General features: G+C 57.3%; 19 protein-coding genes and 4 pseudogenes. 15 read left to right on the plus strand and 8 right to left on the minus strand.

Translation table 11 applies throughout. The features are described 5' to 3' along the window. Positions 1–11 precede the first annotated feature (11 nt). Together NUH87_RS28885 and NUH87_RS28890 are read left to right on the plus strand one after the other, a co-directional pair. A pseudogene (locus tag NUH87_RS28885) lies at positions 12–343 on the plus strand (IS66 family transposase); the annotation flags it as partial. A 30-nt stretch (positions 344–373) separates the two neighbouring features. Then, positions 374–1,030 (plus strand): VOC family protein, encoded by a 657-nt coding sequence (locus tag NUH87_RS28890; RefSeq protein WP_338523694.1) that lies wholly within the window; start codon positions 374–376, stop codon positions 1,028–1,030. 17 nt (positions 1,031–1,047) lie between these two features. Here NUH87_RS28890 and NUH87_RS31435 read toward each other — a convergent pair. Both NUH87_RS31435 and NUH87_RS28900 read right to left on the minus strand, forming a co-directional pair. Further along, a pseudogene (locus tag NUH87_RS31435) lies at positions 1,048–1,257 on the minus strand (arginine N-succinyltransferase); the annotation flags it as partial. A gap of 369 nt (positions 1,258–1,626) precedes the next feature. Then, the gene (locus NUH87_RS28900; protein WP_338523695.1) at positions 1,627–1,974 is read right to left on the minus strand and encodes a DUF6124 family protein; all 348 of its coding nucleotides are present in this window, start codon (positions 1,972–1,974) and stop codon (positions 1,627–1,629) included. Between the two features lie 482 nt (positions 1,975–2,456). Here NUH87_RS28900 and NUH87_RS28905 point away from each other — a divergent pair, with 482 nt between their 5' ends. Further along, positions 2,457–3,800: a hypothetical protein gene (locus NUH87_RS28905; protein ID WP_338523696.1), complete on the plus strand. Its 1,344-nt coding sequence runs from the start codon at positions 2,457–2,459 to the stop codon at positions 3,798–3,800. Between the two features lie 277 nt (positions 3,801–4,077). Further along, the gene (locus NUH87_RS28910; RefSeq protein WP_338523697.1) at positions 4,078–4,554 is read left to right on the plus strand and encodes a hypothetical protein; all 477 of its coding nucleotides are present in this window, start codon (positions 4,078–4,080) and stop codon (positions 4,552–4,554) included. A 290-nt stretch (positions 4,555–4,844) separates the two neighbouring features. Here the strand turns inward: NUH87_RS28910 and NUH87_RS28915 are convergent, their stop codons facing one another. Beyond that, positions 4,845–5,423 carry a hypothetical protein gene (locus NUH87_RS28915; protein ID WP_338523698.1) on the minus strand — a complete coding sequence of 193 codons (579 nt, stop codon included), beginning with the start codon at positions 5,421–5,423 and terminating at the stop codon, positions 4,845–4,847. 10 nt (positions 5,424–5,433) lie between these two features. Further along, complete coding sequence (locus NUH87_RS28920; RefSeq protein ID WP_338523699.1) at positions 5,434–5,871, minus strand: DUF3592 domain-containing protein; 438 nt, start codon at positions 5,869–5,871, stop codon at positions 5,434–5,436. Between the two features lie 699 nt (positions 5,872–6,570). On the opposite strand from NUH87_RS28920, the gene NUH87_RS28925 reads away from it, so the two are divergent. The 4 genes from NUH87_RS28925 to NUH87_RS28940 all read left to right on the plus strand — a co-directional run bounded on the left by NUH87_RS28925 (position 6,571) and on the right by NUH87_RS28940 (position 9,518). Continuing rightward, positions 6,571–7,131 carry an ATP phosphoribosyltransferase regulatory subunit gene (locus tag NUH87_RS28925; RefSeq protein ID WP_338526994.1) on the plus strand — a complete coding sequence of 187 codons (561 nt, stop codon included), beginning with the start codon at positions 6,571–6,573 and terminating at the stop codon, positions 7,129–7,131. A 141-nt stretch (positions 7,132–7,272) separates the two neighbouring features. After that, positions 7,273–7,668, plus strand: a complete 396-nt coding sequence (locus NUH87_RS28930; protein ID WP_338523700.1) for a VOC family protein — start codon at positions 7,273–7,275, stop codon at positions 7,666–7,668. Positions 7,669–7,975: 307 nt separating this feature from the next. Then, on the plus strand, positions 7,976–8,389 hold the full coding sequence (locus NUH87_RS28935; RefSeq protein WP_338523701.1) for a hypothetical protein: 414 nt from the start codon (positions 7,976–7,978) through the stop codon (positions 8,387–8,389). A 685-nt stretch (positions 8,390–9,074) separates the two neighbouring features. Then, a complete protein-coding gene (locus tag NUH87_RS28940) occupies positions 9,075–9,518 on the plus strand; it encodes a hypothetical protein (RefSeq protein WP_338523702.1) in 444 nt (147 codons plus the stop codon). Between the two features lie 116 nt (positions 9,519–9,634). Here NUH87_RS28940 and NUH87_RS28945 read toward each other — a convergent pair whose 3' ends face one another. The 3 genes and pseudogenes from NUH87_RS28945 to NUH87_RS28955 form a co-directional block, all read right to left on the minus strand. After that, positions 9,635–10,795 (minus strand): iron-containing alcohol dehydrogenase, encoded by a 1,161-nt coding sequence (locus NUH87_RS28945; RefSeq protein WP_338523703.1) that lies wholly within the window; start codon positions 10,793–10,795, stop codon positions 9,635–9,637. A gap of 3 nt (positions 10,796–10,798) precedes the next feature. After that, positions 10,799–12,189: pseudogene (locus NUH87_RS28950) on the minus strand (aldehyde dehydrogenase family protein). 7 nt (positions 12,190–12,196) lie between these two features. Then, a complete protein-coding gene (locus tag NUH87_RS28955) occupies positions 12,197–13,570 on the minus strand; it encodes a glutamine synthetase family protein (protein WP_338523704.1) in 1,374 nt (457 codons plus the stop codon). 221 nt (positions 13,571–13,791) lie between these two features. On the opposite strand from NUH87_RS28955, the gene NUH87_RS28960 reads away from it, so the two are divergent. From NUH87_RS28960 to NUH87_RS28990, 7 genes and pseudogenes are all read left to right on the plus strand, one after another. Continuing rightward, a complete protein-coding gene (locus NUH87_RS28960; protein WP_040066205.1) occupies positions 13,792–14,109 on the plus strand; it encodes a carboxymuconolactone decarboxylase family protein in 318 nt (105 codons plus the stop codon). A gap of 123 nt (positions 14,110–14,232) precedes the next feature. Next, the gene (locus tag NUH87_RS28965; protein ID WP_040066207.1) at positions 14,233–14,469 is read left to right on the plus strand and encodes a hypothetical protein; all 237 of its coding nucleotides are present in this window, start codon (positions 14,233–14,235) and stop codon (positions 14,467–14,469) included. 89 nt (positions 14,470–14,558) lie between these two features. Continuing rightward, positions 14,559–14,765: pseudogene (locus NUH87_RS28970) on the plus strand (SDR family oxidoreductase); the annotation flags it as partial. A 234-nt stretch (positions 14,766–14,999) separates the two neighbouring features. Beyond that, the gene (locus tag NUH87_RS28975; RefSeq protein WP_040066210.1) at positions 15,000–15,335 is read left to right on the plus strand and encodes a lipoprotein; all 336 of its coding nucleotides are present in this window, start codon (positions 15,000–15,002) and stop codon (positions 15,333–15,335) included. A 394-nt stretch (positions 15,336–15,729) separates the two neighbouring features. Continuing rightward, on the plus strand, positions 15,730–16,602 hold the full coding sequence (locus tag NUH87_RS28980) for an HlyD family secretion protein (RefSeq protein ID WP_338523705.1): 873 nt from the start codon (positions 15,730–15,732) through the stop codon (positions 16,600–16,602). An 8-nt stretch (positions 16,603–16,610) separates the two neighbouring features. Continuing rightward, on the plus strand, positions 16,611–17,513 hold the full coding sequence (locus NUH87_RS28985; protein WP_338523706.1) for an ABC transporter ATP-binding protein: 903 nt from the start codon (positions 16,611–16,613) through the stop codon (positions 17,511–17,513). Then, complete coding sequence (locus NUH87_RS28990; RefSeq protein WP_338523707.1) at positions 17,510–18,640, plus strand: ABC transporter permease; 1,131 nt, start codon at positions 17,510–17,512, stop codon at positions 18,638–18,640. Before NUH87_RS28985 ends, NUH87_RS28990 begins: the two co-directional genes overlap by 4 nt. A 443-nt stretch (positions 18,641–19,083) precedes the next feature. On the opposite strand, the gene NUH87_RS28995 is transcribed toward NUH87_RS28990, so the two are convergent. Further along, the gene (locus tag NUH87_RS28995) at positions 19,084–19,614 is read right to left on the minus strand and encodes a DUF2867 domain-containing protein (protein ID WP_338523708.1); all 531 of its coding nucleotides are present in this window, start codon (positions 19,612–19,614) and stop codon (positions 19,084–19,086) included. Positions 19,615–19,629 lie beyond the last annotated feature (15 nt).

The raw sequence follows: 19,629 nt of genomic DNA on the forward strand, positions 1-19,629 counted from the left end.
GTGTCGCCTAGCGCGATCTCGTGCCCGAAGGTTCGGCTATCAGCAGAGCGTTGGATTACAGCCTGAAGCGCTGGGCAGTGCTGTCGCGCTACCTTGAGGACGGGGCCGTCCCCATTGACAACAACTGGGCAGAGCACCAGATTCGGCCGTGGGCTCTTGGTCGCAAGAACTGGCTCTTTGCAAGTTCGCTACGCAGAGGCAAGCGGGCTGCGACGATCATGAGCTTGATCCAGTCTGCGCGGCTGAATGGGTACGATCCATATGCTTATTTAAAGACGTCCTCACGCGGCTACCGACGCGTCGGGCGAGTGAAATTGCTGGCCTGCTGCCGAATAATTTTTAAATAAAATCAAATGGTTAAATGGAATTAACGATGGAAATAGATCATATTTTTGTTTGCGTGAATGATGACGGTCGAGGCGCTGATGCTCTGAAAGCCCTCGGGCTCGCTGAAGGGACGCCAAACGTACACCCAGGCCAAGGCACTGCCAATAGAAGGTTCTTCTTTAGAAATTCTTTCATTGAGCTTTTACATCTCACCGATGAGTCAGAAGCTCAAAGTCAGTTAACAGCGCCAACCCGGCTCTTTGACCGCCTCAAGTGCGCAGATGGAGTCGCCGCGCCCTTTGGCATTTGCTTCAGACCATCCACCGTAGGCGAGAAGCCAACGTTTCCGGTCTGGGAGTATCGACCTGTTTACTTACCCATTGCCCTGAAAGTCGACGTGGGGCATGCGCCTATATCCGAACCGATGTGGTTTTTTCTTTCGTTTGCCAAGAGACCCGATGAGGCTCCGATTGAGCGAGCGCAGCCGTTAGAACATCCCAACGGCTTTCGCGACATTACATTTGTGCGAGTTACCATTCCCAACAGCCAAGCTTTTTCTACCCCTGCCAACTGCGCGAACCAGCTGAAAGGATTTGAAATTGTTCATGGTGATGAGCATCTGGTCATATTGGAAATCGATCATGGCGCAAGCGGCCAGACACACGATTTTCGTCCTGGGTTGCCGATGATTATGAACTGGTGACGCATTGGCCTAACTATTCAGCCGACATCTCGTTCTGATTCCACGCTGGGGGCGGCGGTGATGCGGCAGTTTTCCAGGCGCTGGTTATGGATCAGCCAGAGCGGCGCATGGTCGTCAGGTGTGCCGACCATCAGGCCCAGCGGCTGGCTGTCGCGCACGGCACGGATTCTCGAGATCTGGGCTTCGATGACCGGACCTCCGTCGAAGATGTTGATGTAACCCTTATGACATGGCGCGCAGGTGCTGCACATCAATGTGCAGCCTGAGCCTGTAGAAGGGGATCGCGAATTCAGCCTGGCGGGTAGAGCGGCAGAGGTTTTGCCGCGGTTGGTCGAGGAGGTCTTCGCAGCGTAGGTCCAATCGCCGACATCCTGCTCAATAAGCGAAACCGATAGGGCGCTGCAGCCCCTGGGACTTCAGTCGACATTCCGCGAACAGTGATGTGGTTCAACTGAGCCGGACACTACCTTGTGTTTCTTATTCTCGGTCCGGGCAGGTGTTTGGCAATCGCTTGAGGAGGGCTGACACGGCTGTTGAACTTCAGACTCAAATGAACGGGAAGCCCTGCTTCCCGTCCTTCTGTCGTTTGAGCGCTGTCAGCGGCTGACGCTGGCCGTCTGCTCATCCAGCACCGAGTCCATCTTCAGTTGTGCCAGCTCAATCAGATGCACCACACCCATCGCCACCTTGCGGTTCGAACCGGTTTGGTTGTCAGCGTTTTCATAGGCTGTTGCAGCAGCGGATTGCAGAATCGAATAGACGCTGACCAAGGTGTCCTCTTGACTCCTGGGGTCAGGCAGACGCTCATGCAGTACGGTGATAGGGGCAGGTTTCGAGACTGCATCCGGACCGAGGTTGTAGTAAGACAAAGCCCGGTCGGCGACACGAGGGTCGATGGTTTCAACGTTGGGTGTTGCAGGTGGATTGGGGGTTACTTTGAACATATTCGCACTTCCAATGTTAAGTGGAACTGCCAGTTATCGCGACTAAACGAGGGGGTGGCAGCTGTACACAGGTTAGTCGACCGGAACATTGGGAACCCGGCGCGCCCGAAGGCGCCCTGCGCACAGCCACCATAAAGCAGGGCAAGAAAAATCGTGCCCGACAGGGAGGTGACGCTTGTGCGCCCAATGTAGAACTTCCGGGCGACTAAACCCGATCACTGATGAGCAGTGACGAATCGAAGCCTAGCGGCGAGAGCAGGCGCAAACAAGCGGTCAGGATTTTCTAGGAAATTTCAGTCAAGTGAAAGAGAGATCTCTTGCGGGCTTCTGAAATGACAGGCTTCCGTGAGGGGCTGCGAGCGCGATTGACCGTATAGTCGATCCAGCGTGTGGCCGTCTGTAGCTCCCTTAAAAGAACCTGGGTGGCGCTGCTGAGATCGATGCCTATATGCTTGGCGGATTCATATTTAGGGACAGTGTTGATGTGGAAGTTTTGGTTGAAAGGACTCACTCGTAATCATCAAGAACCTATTGTGGCTGAACCCGTTGTTCCACTACCGCCAGAGCAGGAGCCTCCTCTCCAGACGAAAGACTGGCAGGTACTGGTTAAGAGTTGTGCTGGTTTCGACCGTGAAGCCGGACTGAAAGCGATCAGATCGTCCCAGTCGACGATGCGGCTGGCTGCGATCCTCGAGCGTCTCAACGACTGGGTGCCTCAAGTCCGTGTTGCCGCGGTAGAGGCGCTTGATGATTATCTGACGCCGCAGCATGCCGAGTCGCTCATTGCGCAAATGCCCGCCATCATGGCATTAGGCAACCGAAAGCGCGCCGATCACACCGCGACGATCAAGAAGGTTGAAACCACGCTGGCGATGAAAGAGTGCCTTGCCCACTGCAATGAAGCTTTCTGGGTGAGCCGAGGCGTTTCTGCTCGATTTCTCTTCAAGGTCTTGATTCAAACCAAGGGGGAGAATGATCTCACCCCGTTCCTGGGCGAGACCATGGGCCACCCAGATCTGGTGGCTCGACAAATGGCTATTGCCAAGACTCAAGAGCTTGCCGAAGAACCGGCGCAAAGGGTCATCGCATTGGGGTTGAGCAACGCAAGCGGTATCCTCAGGACCCAATCTTTCCGCGCAGCCATGCGATTTCAGGAGGGCCGTCTTCGTCTGATAGAGCAGTTTCTGGTAGACCCTTCGTCGTCGGCGAGGTCTGCGGCACTGTGGGCTGCCAGTCAGCACGGCGTTGATCCTTCCCGGATCCTCCTCGAACGTTTGGCCGGTGATATGCCGATCTCCAAAGCTCAATGGCTGGGTGTGCTGGGTCTTGCACAAAACCTGAGTGTGCGAGTACCTGAGCAGTGGGTACGCCCTGGTATCAACCAACGTAGTGGTGCCGTTCGTGCGCTGGTACTGGCAATTGAGGGTAACCACAGGCCGGAGATGATCGTGGCGGCGCTCCATGATCCGTCCCAAGCTGTATTCGATGTCGCCATCAAAGGGGCTCACTTGCTGGTGTGGCGCGATATCCAGTCCGATCTAACCTCCAGGCTTGAGCGCGAGTGGGAGACTCTACAACCCTCTCGCAGACGGGCTCTTCACCGGCTCATGCCCAAGTGGGCTCAGGTGCAATTTCTGCTGGAGCAGTTCCAGAAGCGGAGCAACGCTAGCTATTGGCTGGAGCAAATACGCCTCTGGATTGATGAGCACTACATGATCTTTGACCGGCTCACCCCGAAGAGTGAGCGCGAGCAGACTATTCAGCACCTGACTGAGCTTGAAGCGACAAACGTATTGCCAACCGGGTCGCTCGCTCGGCTGATATGACTGACAGAAGGAAAAAAGCTTCTGGATTTCGCCAGTCATTGACGTAAGCCGCCATTCGCCAAGAGCAGGAATCGGTCAATTGTTGCCCGTAATGACAGGCAAGAATCGGCCAAAAGCAGTCATTCGCAGTAGACTCGCGCAAAGTGAATCGAGTAGTGTTTAAGCTGAATTTGCTCGTGCATCTGCAAGAGTAACCGTGGTTTTCCAGCCATGGTGTATAACTCCCTTATGTGGTCATCGGACCGCTGCAAAACCCAGCCTAGGCAGGAAACAAGGAATGTTATCCACCAAGTCTACGAAAGCGTTTTCGCCCCATTTAGGGGCTATTTGTAGTTACACCGGATCTAAAGACATGAAACGCAAATATCTGAAGATAATTTTAATTTCACTTTCAGCAATTACTCACAACGTGTCAGCGGATCAAAAAAGCTTGAGCCTTGAACCTCTTGCAATGGCTAACATAAGCTGCGCCGCATTTTATACGGCCGCACAACTAGTGATCAAGCCAAAAGCCAAGAAAGAGTATGAATCTAAATCCAGCACACATTACGCCCTATCACACCAGCTCAGTTCTTCATATGAAACACTAGCAGAGAACCTGAACAAAGAAACTCAACGCCAAGCCACCGATGCTTTATCTCTAAAAGAGCAAGTGCAGGTTGTAGACTTCTTAACCAAAAACTTAATTAAGTGTAGCGTAATCGAAGTTCAATCCACTGAAATAATTAAAAATAATACCACTTACCAGAAATAATTCACCGATTAAATACTCAACCACGACAACTCTATGAGTCGTTCCCATTTTCGTAGACGGATTGAAGGGCCTTTTCTGGCCAAGATCTGCAGGTGACCACCGTCTGCTTCGGGTCGAAAGCTGCCCTTCGACACCCGCTGCTTTCGACCCGAAACAGTCAGCGGAATAAACGCCATGGCCGTAATGGCCGAGCGCGAACGGATGTCCATCTTCTTGATCGGCTCGACGCTCCGGGAAATCCTGGCAGGCTTGCTGGCACTGGCAAGCCTCACGCCCGCGAGGGCTGATGATCAGAACAGCCCGCCCAGGGAAATAGTCGCGCCGCCTCCAGCCTGCAGCCCCACGTTAAGGCCAGCGGCGATGATCACGCCTTTGGCCGAGCGCAGCAGGCGCGCCGTGCTGTCGTGAGGCAGGAGCATGCTGCCCATCGGCGACAGCGTGGCGGCGGCCGTGGCCAGCAGCTTGGGGTCCAGACCGAACAGCATGGCCGAGCCGCTGGCCCCACCGAGCAGGCCCACGCCCCCTTCAATGAACACACAAGCGCCTTGGAAGTCCTCGCGGAGCAGACCGCGGGCAGCGATCGAGTCTGCGACCAGCACTTTGCCGACCGACGTAAAGTCTTCGCCTGCGCCCGCTGCCCCGACGCTCTTGCCCCGCACGTGTAAGTTGACCTTGCCGAACCGCGGCAGGCGCGCGCCGATGCCCACGCCGACCCCGACCGAGCCATAGCGAAACTGCTGGTCGACCCCCTTGGGGTCGGTCAGTGTCAGTGCACCGCCAGCGGCGGCCGCGAACACTACGGTCAATCCGCCACTGCTGGCAGTCTTGTAGCGCCAGTCACTGACAGTTACAGGTAATGGGATTTGCATTTGAATATCCTTATTTGGGTCGCGCCATCTGGCGCCGGCGAATCCATGCGGCCACGTGGTAGCAGCCCCCTGCGGTGAACACGATTGCGAACAGGCCCGTCAGCAGGCTCACGCCCCATAGCGCGCCATGGTCTTCAATGATCGCGGTGCTGGAGGGTGCATCGGCGCGGTAGAGCACCGTCACTGAGTCGCCCACCGCGTAGCCGAATATAAACCCGCTCTCGGGGTAGCTGACTGCCTTGCCCGTTGCGTCGGTGAAGTCAATTTGTGGGTGGCTGCCGCCCGCGTTCAGGGCGCTGACATGCCCTTCGGCGCGTTGCGCCTGGGCCAGAAAGTCCAGCCGGTCTTCGACCAGCCATAGGGTGAGGTAGAGCAGACACAGGCCCAGCGGGATGAAAATCAGCGCGCGGGGCAGATCGCCCCGGCCAGAAGATGGCGTCTTGGTCATGGCAGGTCCCTTGCATAGTCCGTAAACGCCGGCTATTACAATGAGCCGGCGGGAATCTGTCAATCGGATGGGGAAGAACTGCGCCTGGCGCTGTCCAGCGTTCATATCGGTGCCATTGCGTTTACTGACTTCGGCATGATCCAGGGCTGTCTGCTGCGATTTTGGCTTTCGCAGCGCTGTATTTGTTTCTCTTAAATCTCGTGTGTGTCGCCGCACCAACCCGGCTGTACGCGCATTTCTGGACGTGTTGATCAAGTTGCGTTGAAAGAGATATTTGTCGTTTCCAATAGGCGATTCTAATGGGCCGCTTCTGGCCGATTACGACCGTCGCGAAGGGCTGCCTTCGACCCAAGTTGTGTGAAAGTGGGGTCAGTGGTGCCCGTTGCCGGTTTGCGATCCGCGGCTTGTAAGCGCTCCCGCAATTGTGCAAGGATTGGCTATGACTCAATTTATTCCAAGCAATCGCCATCACCATCACGGACCTCGCTCAGGGTGCCGCGGTTGCTTACGCTCATCGATTAATCAGAATTCGAAACATTCATTCTGACGACTCAATGAACCAAACCAAGGCGCCAATGGCGCCTTTTTTATTGCCTGTAAAAAATGGAGATTGGACGATGACTATGCTTCGTGGAACCCGAATAGTGACTGGGAAAGAAGCTGCAACCATGCGTGAGATAGAAGGGCGTTTTCGGAGCTATCTTCATCGAGGCCGGGGCTGAGGAGGCCATCGTTCCTGCGCTGTGGGGGCAGGACACTTTTATTGAGAAGGCCGGTGGAAGTGAAATCATCGGACAGATGTGGGCCTTCGATGACAAAGCCGGACGTCCTTGCTGCCTCATCCCGGAAGCAACCGCGCTTTTTCAGGAGCGTAACGATGCACTGCTCGGATCACGGGAAGAAGTGATGTTTTTCTACGTGGCCCGATGTTACCGGTATGAGCGACCTCAAGCGGGTCGGTATCGCGAGTTCACTCAGCTGGGACTCGAAATTCTTAGCTCCGCACCCGCACAGGCGTTGCAGCGTAGCCAAGCAATTTGCACCGGCTTCCTTGACTCGTTGGGACTCGAATATGAGTTGAATCTGTCAGTGAAGCGCGGACTGAGCTACTACCTGGAGGGGAATGGTTTCGAGGTATGTTGTCCCGCGCTGGGGGCACAGCAGCAAGTCGTTGGTGGCGGAGCCTATCGAGAGGGAGCAGGTTTCGGCATCGGGCTTGAGCGATTGGTGCTTGCCTCTGAGATGACTCGAAGCTTGTGATGTTCAAGGCGCCTCCACCAAGAGGCGCTTTCAAACTAAACAGCGTGAAATCGGTAACCTTCTGCCGTATCAATGGGTGCTGGCCTAACTCACACAAGGTAAGTTGGGTAGACGCATACCTTAACCCCATCGGAGCGCCTCATGTTCAGCCATGTCACCATCGGCACCAACGACCTCGCCAGCGCCACAAACTTCTATGGGCGGCTACTTGCACCGCTAGGCATCGCGTTGCTTGCCCTCAAGCATAATCCTGAACGCGCTCTATTCACCCAAAGTACGACGGGCTCAGGTACGGCGTTCTGCATCTATAGCCCACTAAATGGTGAGCGCGCGACACCAGGTAACGGGGTGATGGTTGCGTTCGAAGCCCAAACGCGGGCGCAGGTTGATGACTTCTACGCGATCGCCATGGCTAACGGGGCATCAGACGAAGGCGAACCAGGACTGCGTCCTCAGTACTCTCCGGATTATTACGGTGCTTACATCAGAGACCCTGACGGCAACAAGATATGTTGCGCATGTCACAGCGCTAGCTGACCTTCGACTTGTGCGCTGATGAGGTTGCCTACTCAGTAGGGGCTTACCTGAGTCACGCAAGCTGACTTGGGCAGGCGCTTACGTCAATCTACCAAACTGGCCGCGTGAGTCTGTTGTGGGCATCAAATTTTCTTTGGGTACTGGGGCGCTCTTTGCGGGGCGGGTAGATCAGATTCAGGTGTAGCTTGGGGCAGGGAAGTACCAGGTGCTCGGGTAGCTAGCATGAGGCTCAGGTTGGCGCTGATTGTTCAACAGGTAGTGCTGAGGCTGGTAGCATCAGCATCTCGGCACAAAGCATGGAATCGCTATGCATCAGGTTGTTGCTAAAGCACTGGATGTGATCGCAGTAGAGAACCATGAACCCAAATACACAGAGGCGTTCGATGCTGTACGAGCAGTTGTAATCGAGTTTGGTGAGTCAGATTTAGCGGATCGCCTGTACATCGATATACCGGAATCGGTTCCGTTTCTTCTGGTGGCCAATCTTTTCGACTTTCTGGCCTGGCAAACAGAAGACAATGGCGCTGCGATGACTCGAGCCGTTGAGCGCTGGCTTGTTGAAGGCAGCAATACGCGTAAGGTTCAAATCGCTCTCAACCTTGAAGTCTTCCCATTTGTAGATGGGCACCAGATGTGTCAGGTGCTATCCCAGGTGGCTGCAGCCATTCCAGAGGTGGCGGATAGGTGCAAGGAACTGATCACCTCCAGGCAGAATCGGTAGTAGCTTGGCTACATCCCAAGATCTGCTCATTGAGTGGGTTTCAGTGATGCTTTCGGCCTTGACCCGCTACTCCCGTCGGTTATGCCGCGAGCTCTTGGCACTCGTCCTGGTGCTGTGACCGAACCTGAGCCGCTCGCCTTTCTGGCGGCCGGTGATCATGGTGATTTGAGATCGCTGGATCGTAGCTCGCGTAGGGTCAGTGAGCATGTCATCCGGCCTGGGAATGCACTTTCCACCGCTGATTGCGACGGTAGGGTGGCTTGCTTATGCGTAAAAGGGACTCAAGAGTTCAGACGACGTCGGTGGCGGGTCCATCGGTAGGCGGAGACGATCTTGTGCCCCAGGCGCAGCTCAGCAGTACTGAATCAGTTCGCGAAATAGCCTGCCAAAAAAACTCATATTTCCCACGCGTTTCAGGCATGGGAGAATATTGCGTGCGCTAAACGCCAGGGCTACTGTTCACGTGTCGCTGCAAATTCAGCGATACGGGTTTTGCAGCCCGGCACAACAGAGGCGCACAGCGCCGCGAAAGCGGTATTTTTGTGCTCGCGTTATGGCGAGCTGTGCGCAGGAGGCTTCGGCCTGCCGGTCCTCTGTTCCGGTCTGCAAACCTGTGTACGGCTTGCCACCTTTCGTTTTGCAGCGTGGGGTGACGAGTTCCTTTTCTGAACAGAGGAGCTTTACCGTGACCAAGAAAATCACCCCCGATCCGCCCCTCATGCGCAAAAACCTCAGCACCGCCGACAAAGGCGTGTACCTGCGCAAAGTTTCCGATACCCCTTCCAATGGATCTGAACCGGCCCCGGCAAACACGCCCCGTTTGCTCGATACCCTCGCATTCACCTGCTCCAAGTCCGTCATCCCCGAAGCCCCGTACAAGCCCACGCTATTCGCCATCCAACCCGGCGTAACTGCCCAGGACGCGCTGATCTACGTTTCGAATCTGCTCGAAACGGCGGAGCTCAATGGCGACGAAATCAGCCTGCACACCAACCCCGTCGAGCGGGCGCTGTTCTGGGGCATGCTGCATTCGGTGGAGGTAGCGCGTGCGGTGGTGGATGCGCTGCTTGAGGGGGCGTCCCCATCCAGTCAGCTATCGTCCGCGTTGGACAGCCATCCGACTGATTGAGGTCTGTCTAGTCCTGAAATGGGTTTGCACCTGTTTCAGGACTTGAATTCGGCTTTCATCAACTACAACCTGTCCATGTTGCGTGTTCAAGACTCGACCCTGGCCCGTCAACAGCTCTAAATACGCCCGTGATAAGCCGCTTCGAAAATTTCTGCCGCGCCGGCCCGGGTGAGTGGCAGCGGATTGCCGCTGGCAGAAGGGTCGACAATCGCCATGTCGGCGATCAGGTCGGCCCGCCGATCATCCACACCCAGTTCAACCAGCGTGTGCGGTACGCCGATGTCCTTGCGCAGCTTGAGGACGAAGGCCAGAAAACTGTCGAAGCCCGGCGAGGGCAGACGCAAATAGGCCGCCAGGCGCGTGATGCGTTCTTCGATGGCCGGGCGATTGAATGTCAGCACATAAGGCATGAAGGTGGCATTGGTCATGCCGTGATGGGTGTCATACAGCGCGCCCACCGGATGCGAGAGGGCGTGCATCCCGCCCAGGCCTTTCTGGAAGGCGGTGGCGCCCATCGCCGCCGCCGCGAGCATGTGCGCTCGTGCCTCGAGGTCGTAGGGTGTGTGGACGGCACGTACCAAGGCATTCGCCACCAGGCGCATACCTTCTACCGCGATGCCATCGGCCAGGGGGTGGAAACCGGGGGCGCAGTACGCCTCCAGACAGTGCGCCAAAGCGTCCATGCCCGTACCGGCGGTGACCTTGGCCGGCATGCCGACGGTGAGGGCCGGGTCGCTGATGACCACGCGCGGCATCATTTTCGGGTGGAAGATGATGCGTTTGGTGTGGGTCCGCTCGTCGATGATCACCGCCGCACGGCCGACTTCCGAGCCCGTACCCGCGGTAGTCGGCACGGCGATGACCGGGGCGATGCGGCTTTCGTCGGCGCGTGTCCAGTAGTCGCCGATGTCCTCGAAATCCCAGACCGGTCGGCTCTGGCCACTCATGAACGCGATGAGCTTGCCCATATCCAGCCCGCTGCCACCGCCGAAGGCGACCACACCATCGTGTTGGCCGGCGCGCCAGGTGTCGAGTCCGCCCGCCAGGTTGGCGGAGACCGGATTGGGCTTGAGGTCGCAAAACAGCACAACGCCGAGGCCGGCGGCACGCAAGGCGTCCAGCGCTGCCGTGGTGATCGGGGCGCGCGCCAGGCCACTGTCGGTGACCAGCAACGGTCGCTGGATACCCTGGCTGCGACAGACGTCGGCCAACTCGGTGATGCGACCGACACCGAAGCGAATGCTCGTGGGGTAGTTCCAGTTTCCAGTCAGGCTCATGGCTCAGATCTCGTGGCGCAAATGGAAGGATTTGGCTCGGGTCAGGTGCTCGTAACCCAGGCGCGACAGCGTCACCCCGCGCCCGCTGTGCTTCACCCCGGTCCAGGCCAGGGCCGGGTCCAGGTAATCGCAGCGGTTCATGAATACGGTGCCGGTGTCGATCTCGTTGCCCAGGTGTTCGGCGGCGGCGAGATCTTGCGTCCAGATGGACGCGCTGAGCCCGAACTCACTGTCGTTCATCAGGGCGATGGCTTCGTCGTCGCTGGTCACCGGCAGGATGCCGACCACCGGACCAAAGCTTTCTTCGCGCATCACCGACATCTGATGGGTGACGCCGACCAACACCTGCGGCGCGAGGTAGGCGCTGCCCGGCGCGTCAGCGGGAAAGGCCTGCGGATCGATCAGTGCCCTGGCGCCCTTGGACAGCGCATCGGCGATCTGACCACGAACGAATTCAGCGGCGTTCGGCGTCACCAACGGACCGAGCGTGGTGGCTTCGTCCAGTGGATTACCCAGCACGTATTGGCCGGTCAATGCGACGAAGCGCTCGACAAAGGCTGGGTAAATCTTTTCATCGACATAAATACGCTCGACCGCGCAGCAGCTCTGCCCGGAGTTGAAGAAGCTGCCATCCACCAGGTTCTCCACCGCGTGTTCGAGGTGGGCGTCCGCCCGGACGTAGGCCGGGTCTTTGCCGCCGAGCTCCAGCCCCATGCCAAGGAAGCCCCCGCGGCGGCGCTTTCCATGGCCTTGCCGGCGTCGGCCGAGCCGGTGAAGTTCACCTGCTGCACCCGTCCAGAGGCAATGATCGCCGCAGTCTGGCCATGATCGAGCAGCAGGTTCTGGAACACCCCTTCGGGCAGATGGGCGCGGCGCATGGCCTCGGTGAACCGTTCACCGACCAGCAGTGTTTGCGACGCGTGTTTGAGGATGACGCTGTTGCCGGCCATCAGCGCCGGGATAATCGTGTTGACCGCTGTCAGGTAGGGGTAATTCCAGGGGGCGACAACCAGCACCGTTCCCAGCGGTTCACGTTTGATATGACGTCGAAAACCGGCGACAGGCGTGGGTTCGAGCGCTGCCAGGGCTTCAGGCGCAATGGCGATCATATGGCGGGCACGTTCTTCGAACCCGCGCAGTTCGCCCGCGCCAAAGCGCACCGGGCGGCCCATCTGCCAGGCCAGTTCCGGGACGATTTCAGCCTTCATCGCCAGCATCGCGTCCACCGCGGCACTGCACAAAGCGGCGCGTTCGTTCAGTGGCCGGCGTTTCCATTGCGCCTGGGCGGCTGCGGCCGTCGCCAGCGCCTGCTCGATCTGTGCCGCATCGCAGTAGCGGCGTTCTGCATAGACCCGGCCATCGACCGGTGAGATGAGTTCAATCGTCGAAGTCATGGTGGTCTCAATAGCGCTCGAAGCCGCGCTGCAGTTCCCAGTCGGTGATCCGCCGGTCGTACTCTTTCTGCTCCCATTCGGCGGTGTGCACGTAGTGGTCGATCACTTCATCGCCGAACGCCTCGCGCAACATGGTCGAGGCCTTGAGTGCGGTGCAGGCATCGCGCAGTGTCTTCGACACTTCCGGCAAGTGCTCGTCGAGGTAGGCATCGCCCTCGAAGGGCGGCGTGAGCTTGAGCTTCTCGTCGATACCGGCCAGGCCCGCGGCGATCAAGGCAGCGAAGGCCAGATAAGGGTTGAGGTCGGCACCGCCGATGCGACATTCGATACGGATCGATGGGCTGCCTTCGGCACACAACCGAAAGCCTGCGGTGCGATTGTCCCGGCTCCATACCGCTCGCGTCGGGGCAAAAGTGCCGGCCTGAAAGCGCTTGTACGAATTGATGTAGGGCGCGAGAAAACAGGTGATGTCGTTGGCGTATTTGAGCTGCCCGGCCACCCAGGTGCGCATCAGCTTCGACATGCAGAACTCAGCCTTGGCGTCGAAGAACAGCGGCTTTTTAGCGTTTTTATCCCAGAGCGAATTATGGATATGGCTGCTGGAACCGGCGGCGTCATAGCGCCACTTGGCCATGAAGGTAATCGCCTTGCCTTGCTGTTGCGCGATCTCCTTGCAGGCGTGCTTGATGATGACGTGGTGGTCGGCCATGGTCAGGGCATCGGCGTAGCGAATGTTGATCTCTTCCTGGCCCGGCCCCCATTCACCCTTGGAGTTTTCCACGGGAATGCCGCAGGACTGCAGATGCTTGCGAATCATCCGCAGCACAGGTTCCTCGCGGGTGGTCTGCAGGATGTTGTAATCCTCGATGTAGTGGCCGGCCGTTTTCGGCTTGTGGTAGTTGCGCTGGTGAATGGTCTCGTAGCTCTCGTCGAACAGATAGAACTCGAGTTCCGAGGCGAACATGCCGGTATAGCCGCGCTCGCGCAGTCGCTCGACCTGCTTTTTCAGGATGGCCCGGGGGCTGTGCGGCAGCTCCCGTCGATGGTGATGATCGAGCACATCGCAGAGCACCAGCGCCGTGCACTCAAGCCAAGGTACCCGTCGCAACGTGGCCATGTCGGGTTTGAGCACAAAGTCGCCATAGCCTTTGCTCCAACTGGCCGCGGCGTAACCCGGCACCGGTTCCATGTCGATGTCGTCGGCCAGCAGGTAATTGCAGCAATGGGTTTCTTCATGGCCGCTGTCGATGAAAAACTCGACCTGAAATCGCTTGCCGACCAGTCGTCCCTGCATGTCGACCATGCAGACAAGAACGGTATCAATCTCGCCGGAGGCGGCGGCACGCTTGAGCTGGTCAAGGCTGAGGAGGGGCTCGGTCATCACATAGTCCTGCGTGAAGGGTTTGGGCCTTTCTGAAATAGCTGTTGCAGACGCTCTCCAGAAAACACCAAAACCTGCAGACGCGAGCATCGTGAGCAATAAGCTGCACTAAGATTAGCCTACTGTTGCTTTACGCACGTTCAGGTAATCGACGCCTTATGAGTCGGGCTGGAACATTGCCGCAGGTGTGCCTGTCGGCACAGTTTCGCGAGGAGACAAAGATGGCAAAGAAGAAAGAGCACAAGACCTATCGAAATCTCAAACAGCAGTACCCGGAGTACTTGGCGGCAGTGGAGACCTTGGGGACGGCTGTGCGTCATGCCGGCCCACTGGACGAGAAAGTGGTCCAACTGATTCAGCTCGGTGCCGCGGCTGCCATCCGCTCCGAGGGCGCGGTGCACAGTCATACAAGGCGGGCACTGGAAGCGGGCGCTACGAGAGAGCAGATCCATCACACACTGATCTCTCTGACCAGCACGATCGGTTTCCCGACAGTGGTTGCGGCGATCAGTTGGGCGGATGATGTGATGGAGCAGTGAACGAGCTTCCTGAAAGACAGGACACTGTCCGTTCGCCTCAGGGGAGTCGATGTTCGGTCCTTCGAGCATGAAGCCTATAGGGGTTTACGTTACTCGGGTATCAACGACGGGAGGAGTGCAGCAATGACTGAGCGCCATGAGGTCCACAAGGAGACGCTGTCGAACGGATGCAAGATCCAGGTCAAGGCCGAGATACTGAGGGACGGCTCGCTGGAGTTGTTGATCGGTGTTTACCGGCCGGACGGCACGGTTATTTTCGAGGGGCACGATCCAAGGCCGCACCTGCTGGACATGGAAGCCGCGCTGGATTGGGGCATCGATATCGCGAAAGGTATCGGTAATAGCCAAAGAACGTTGTGAGGCTGGGTTGATGGTGTTCGAGTTCAATGACAGCCCGATAGTTAGACAGTTGACGCGACAATTACCTTGAAAAACGCCGAATGGGCACTGAGACCCTTGCCAAAGCCGAAGGCCAATCGTTCGAAGCGTTCGAAAAGGAATTCTTCGAGAAGGTTCGCCCCACATCGCTCATCAAGCGATTTGGCTCACCGCAGGAAATTGCGTCCCTCGTGGCTTATATTGCCAGTCCGCTGTCGTCGGCAACGACGGGAGCTGCGTTGCGAGCCGATGGGGGCGTGATAAAGAGCGCTTTCTAGACCCACTTTTCCGCTCGCTGCTACGTGAAGTCTGAGCCCGGCAGCCTCTGCCGAAGGTAATGATTTCAATCTCAGACACGTACCTTTCTGCCGTGAAAACCACGGACGGTATTTTTATCACAGGTGGTGAGAGATTCACCTGACTGCACGTGATGATGCTAACTGGCCATCTTATCCGCTAGACTGTGCGCCGCTCGAGAGATGGATCCCGGGCTTTTCTCATGGAGTTACACAGTGAAATACCTCAGGAAAGTTGTTGCCGTTGCTCTGTTTGGCCTGGTTTTGGCGGGTTGCACCGGCACTTCGATGAAGACCCAGCAGTATGACAGCAGTCAATACACCGTTCTCGGCCACAGTGAAGCGAGCGCCACTGGCCTCCTGCTGTTTGGCGTCATTCCGATCCGGCAGAACAGCCGTTTTGTTCGTGCTCAGGACGAGGCGATCAAAGCCAAGGGCGGCGACGCCATGATCAACACCCAGGTGCAGGAAAACTGGTTCTGGGCTTGGGTCCTGACCGGTTACACCACCAAGATCTCCGGTGATGTGGTCAAGCTGAAAAACGTTCAGTAAACGTGGTATTCAGTCTGTGTAAAGCAGGTCTGATCCACGCGTTGCCCGCAGTCCCTGACAAACAAAACGGGCGCCCTTCAAGGCGCCCGTTTTCGTTGACTCCGCCGCCTGCGCCCGCAAGCGTCTGCCGATTACTGTTGTGGTTCAACTGAGCCAGACACCACCTTAAGTTTCTTATCTCGGTCCGAGCAGAGGTCAGGTAATCGCCTGAGAGGCTGACATGGCTGTAGAGCTTCATACTCAAATGAACGGGAAGCCTTGCTCCCGTTCTTCTATCGTTGAGGGTGGAACCCGCCAACGTGGATCCTGCCACTGCGGGGAGACCTGACCGCTTCGGCTTGCCATCTTGGCAGGAGGTCATGCCGACCTCCATGAGCAAGAGTGAGAGCGACAGATGAAAACCAGCATCGTCCATATCCTGTTTGCTCGCCACTCAAAACCGCGCGCTAGGGGTGCTTGGTTTCTATTTCTGCTACTGCCTTTGGCGGGCTGCAGCGATAAATCTGACACTGGATGGCTCGGCTATGGAGAAGGAGATTACGCCTTCATCGGCGCGCCTCAGCCAGGTTGGTTAACGGAAGTGGCTGTTCAGCGTGGGCAAGCAGTACACAAGGGCGATCTGTTGTTCACCTTGGACGATACCCAGCAGCAAACGAGTCGCGATCAGGCGCAGGCATCGCTTGACCAGGCCAAAGCCTCGCTCGCGCAGGAAGAGGTGAATCTAAAGTTCCTGACCATTGAGCTGAACAGACAGACCGGCCTTGCGAATGCCAACGCGGGCATTCCCTCTACGCGAGATCAGGCAGAAAACAGCGCCAGGCAATCGCGGGAACACATTGCGCAGTTGCATGCGCAGATCAGTCAAATGGCCGCATCGCTGGGTGGCGCCGATTATTCGTTGTCACAGCGACGTATCGTGGCGCAAACCGAAGGTTCGGTGGAGGACCTCTACTTTCATCCTGGTGAGTACGTGGGTGCTTCGACCAACGTTGTGTCTGTGCTACCGCCTGCGAGTATTTATGTCCGTTTTTTTGTGCCTGAGACGGAGTTCGCCAGCGTTCACCTTGGGCAAAAAGTCCAAGTGAGCTGCGATGGCTGTAAGCCGGTGGAAGCGGAAATCACGTTTATTGCCAGGCAACAAGAATACACGCCCCCGGTGATTTTCAGCGTCGGCAGCCGTGAAAAACTGGTGTTCAAGGCAGAAGCACGTGCACCTGGCGGCCTGCCGCTGCACCCCGGACAACCGGTCGAAGTGAGGCCGCTTTGATGGACGTCATGGCGATCAATATCACCGGTCTCACCAAGCGGTTTGGCAAGAAGCTAGCGGTTGACCACATCGACATCGCTGTACCGCAAGGGCAGGTCTGGGGATTCCTTGGGCCGAACGGCTCAGGAAAGACCACCACGATTCGCATGCTGTGCGGTCTGCTGCGTGCTGACGAGGGTAGCGGCACCTGTCTAGGGCTTGATTTCAGGACGCAGGCAGAAGCCATTAAGCGCCAGGTGGGCTACATGACGCAGAAGTTCAGCTTCTGGGAGGATCTTTCGATCCGGCAGAATCTGGAGTTCACTGCGCGCATGTATGGAATGTCTGACCTACGCCTGCGTGTCGATGAAACGTTAAAAAGATTGGGGCTTGTCGAGCGTCAGAAGCAGCTCGCCGGAGAGCTGTCGGGAGGCTGGAAACAACGCTTGGCGCTGGCGGCTTGCATGTTGCACGAGCCCAAGTTGCTCCTGTTGGATGAGCCCACTGCCGGCGTTGACCCGCAGGCGCGGCGCGAATTCTGGGATGAGATCCACCGTTTGAGCGCAGGCGGCCTGACTGTATTGGTGTCTACACACTATATGGATGAAGCAGAGCGCTGTGATCGCATCGTCTACATCCTTGACGGGAAGTTGGTGGCTCGCGGCACGGTGAGTGAAGTGATCTCGCAGTCCGGGCTTTTCACATTCCTCATTCGGGGTAGGGACGTGCGACGACTGGCGGACACTTTACGTGGACAGCCCGGCGTTGAGTATGTCGCCTTTTTCGGGACAATCCTCCATGTGAGTGGGCGTGATCGCGACGCGCTTGAGCGTTCGCTGGCCACTTATCGGGATCAACCTGCCTTTGTCGTTGAAGAGGCAGAGCCCAGTCTGGAAGATGTCTTCATTCAGTTGCAGGAACGGACTCAATGAGCTTCTCATTGAGCCGGATCCGGGCACTCCTTTCCAAGGAATTCCTGCAATTGCGTCGTGACCGTCTGACGCTGGGGATGATCCTCGGGGTGCCGCTGATGCAGTTGCTCATCTTCGGGGCAGCGATCAACGTGAATCCGAAACACCTTCCCACCGCTATATCTGTTGCCGATCCTGGCCCTTTTGCTCACTCCATTGTTGCGGCCCTGGCCAACTCGAGCTACTTCGATATTGTTGCCCAGACGAACGATCCCCAAGGCGCACGGCGACTTCTACAGGAAGGTAACGTCACTTTCGTCGTGGAGATTCCGGTTAACTTCACGCGTGACATCGTACGCGGAAAAGCGCCAGACCTTCTGATCGAGGCTGATGCTACTGATCCTGCCGCAGGCTCCTATGCACTGGCCGCATTCAACAATCTCGCGGCGACGGCGCTGCGAGATGACTTGGTTGGACCGCTGGCGTCACGAGCGCAGGGACCGGCACCGTTCAATACCGTCGCTCACCTGCTCTATAACCCCGAGTCGATCACCCAGTACAACATTGTGCCCGGCCTTCTCGGCGTCATCCTCACGATGACCATGGTGTTGCTGACCTGCCTCGCGCTCACGCGCGAGCGGGAACGTGGCACCTACGAAAATCTGTTGGCTATGCCGGCGACACCGCTGGAAATCATGATCGGAAAGATCACGCCCAATGTGTTGATTGGCGCCATCCAGAGTACGGTCATCCTGGCGGCGGCTCATTACATCTTCCAGGTACCGATGCTTGGATCGCTTGGGCTTCTGTCGATTGCCGTGGTGATCTTTATCATTGCCAATCTGGCGGTGGGATACACATTTTCGACCGTCGCGCAGAACCAGCTTCAGGCCATGCAGATGACAATGTTCTTTCTGCTGCCCAACATCCTGCTGTCTGGGTTCGCGTTTCCGTTCATGGGGATGCCTACCTGGGCCCAAGCCATTGGCACGCTCCTACCGGCCACACACTTCCTGCGCATCGTGCGCGGCATTCTGCTCAAGGCCAACGGTTTTGCCGAGATCTGGCCCGACCTATGGCCACTTCTTTTGTTTACCGCTGTCGTGGGGGCGGTGGCGCTGCTGCGATTTCGAAGAACCCTTGATTGACTCTGGCTGGAGGCAAAATGGATGCTGAGTGATAAACCCTACGCATCTCCGAATGCAGTGCTGGCATGGATAGTAAAGGAGGCGGTGCAGAGTAGGGCTAGGGGCAAAGGGGCAGGCGCATGCGAGTGAGTCCATTCATGAGGGGAGAGCATTTTGTCAGCTCGAGGGCAAAACGTAAAAAGCCCGGCACTGGGCCGGGCTTTTTCCAGAGGGTGCTGATCCATCAGCTGATCTGAGTGTAGGGCAGTCACTAAGCGGCCGGTAGCGAAAAGTCAAAACGTGTCGCAATCGACTGCTGCTTACCTGCAAGCGACATCGGGACTGGCGCAGGAACGAAAAGAGCCCGGGTATCGGGTACCCGCGTGATGTCGGCTGACTTCGATCCTCCACCGATCTTTCGATGGAAGGGTTAGACCTCAGGGGGGCACACAGCGCTCTCAGCCTTAGGGGCAGGTAGCCAGAGGCCAACCGACGCGCGCTGCACGGAGGAGGCTGGCCTTAACAACCAAGCGGTGAAAGGGGGCAATGACGAAGATGTAGGCCCGGCCTAGACGGTTGTGGCACTGGACCACGGTTGAAAAAACGAGTTGGCGACTGCCTTCTGGCTCTGCCTCTCCAGAACATAGGATCGATATCCGGAAGTCGAGGTGCTTGTCGTCCTCTCCCAACACGATTTCAGTCTGGTTCGTGCTGTAGACCTTGAAGATTCCAATCCGATTGGCAAGTGATGCCAAATGTTTGGCTGTCTTGAGACCAAAACAGGCAACGATAGTGTCTCGGACTTTCATGAGCCATCCGATCCAGGATGGCTGGTGGGAAAAGATGAATCGCGCTAGCAAATCTGGATTGCTGGATGTGCCCGCGGGGAGCCGAATCGCAAAAGCGTCCGCTAGGTTCATCGACTTGTAAAGGTGGGTGATGCCGGACCTCGAGGGGACAGGCACGGACCTAATGAGCTTGAATGCTCTGGGCATCGGGGATCTCTCCTG

This window comes from Pseudomonas batumici, assembly GCF_036585405.1.
GTDB classification, from domain to species: domain Bacteria; phylum Pseudomonadota; class Gammaproteobacteria; order Pseudomonadales; family Pseudomonadaceae; genus Aquipseudomonas; species Aquipseudomonas batumici.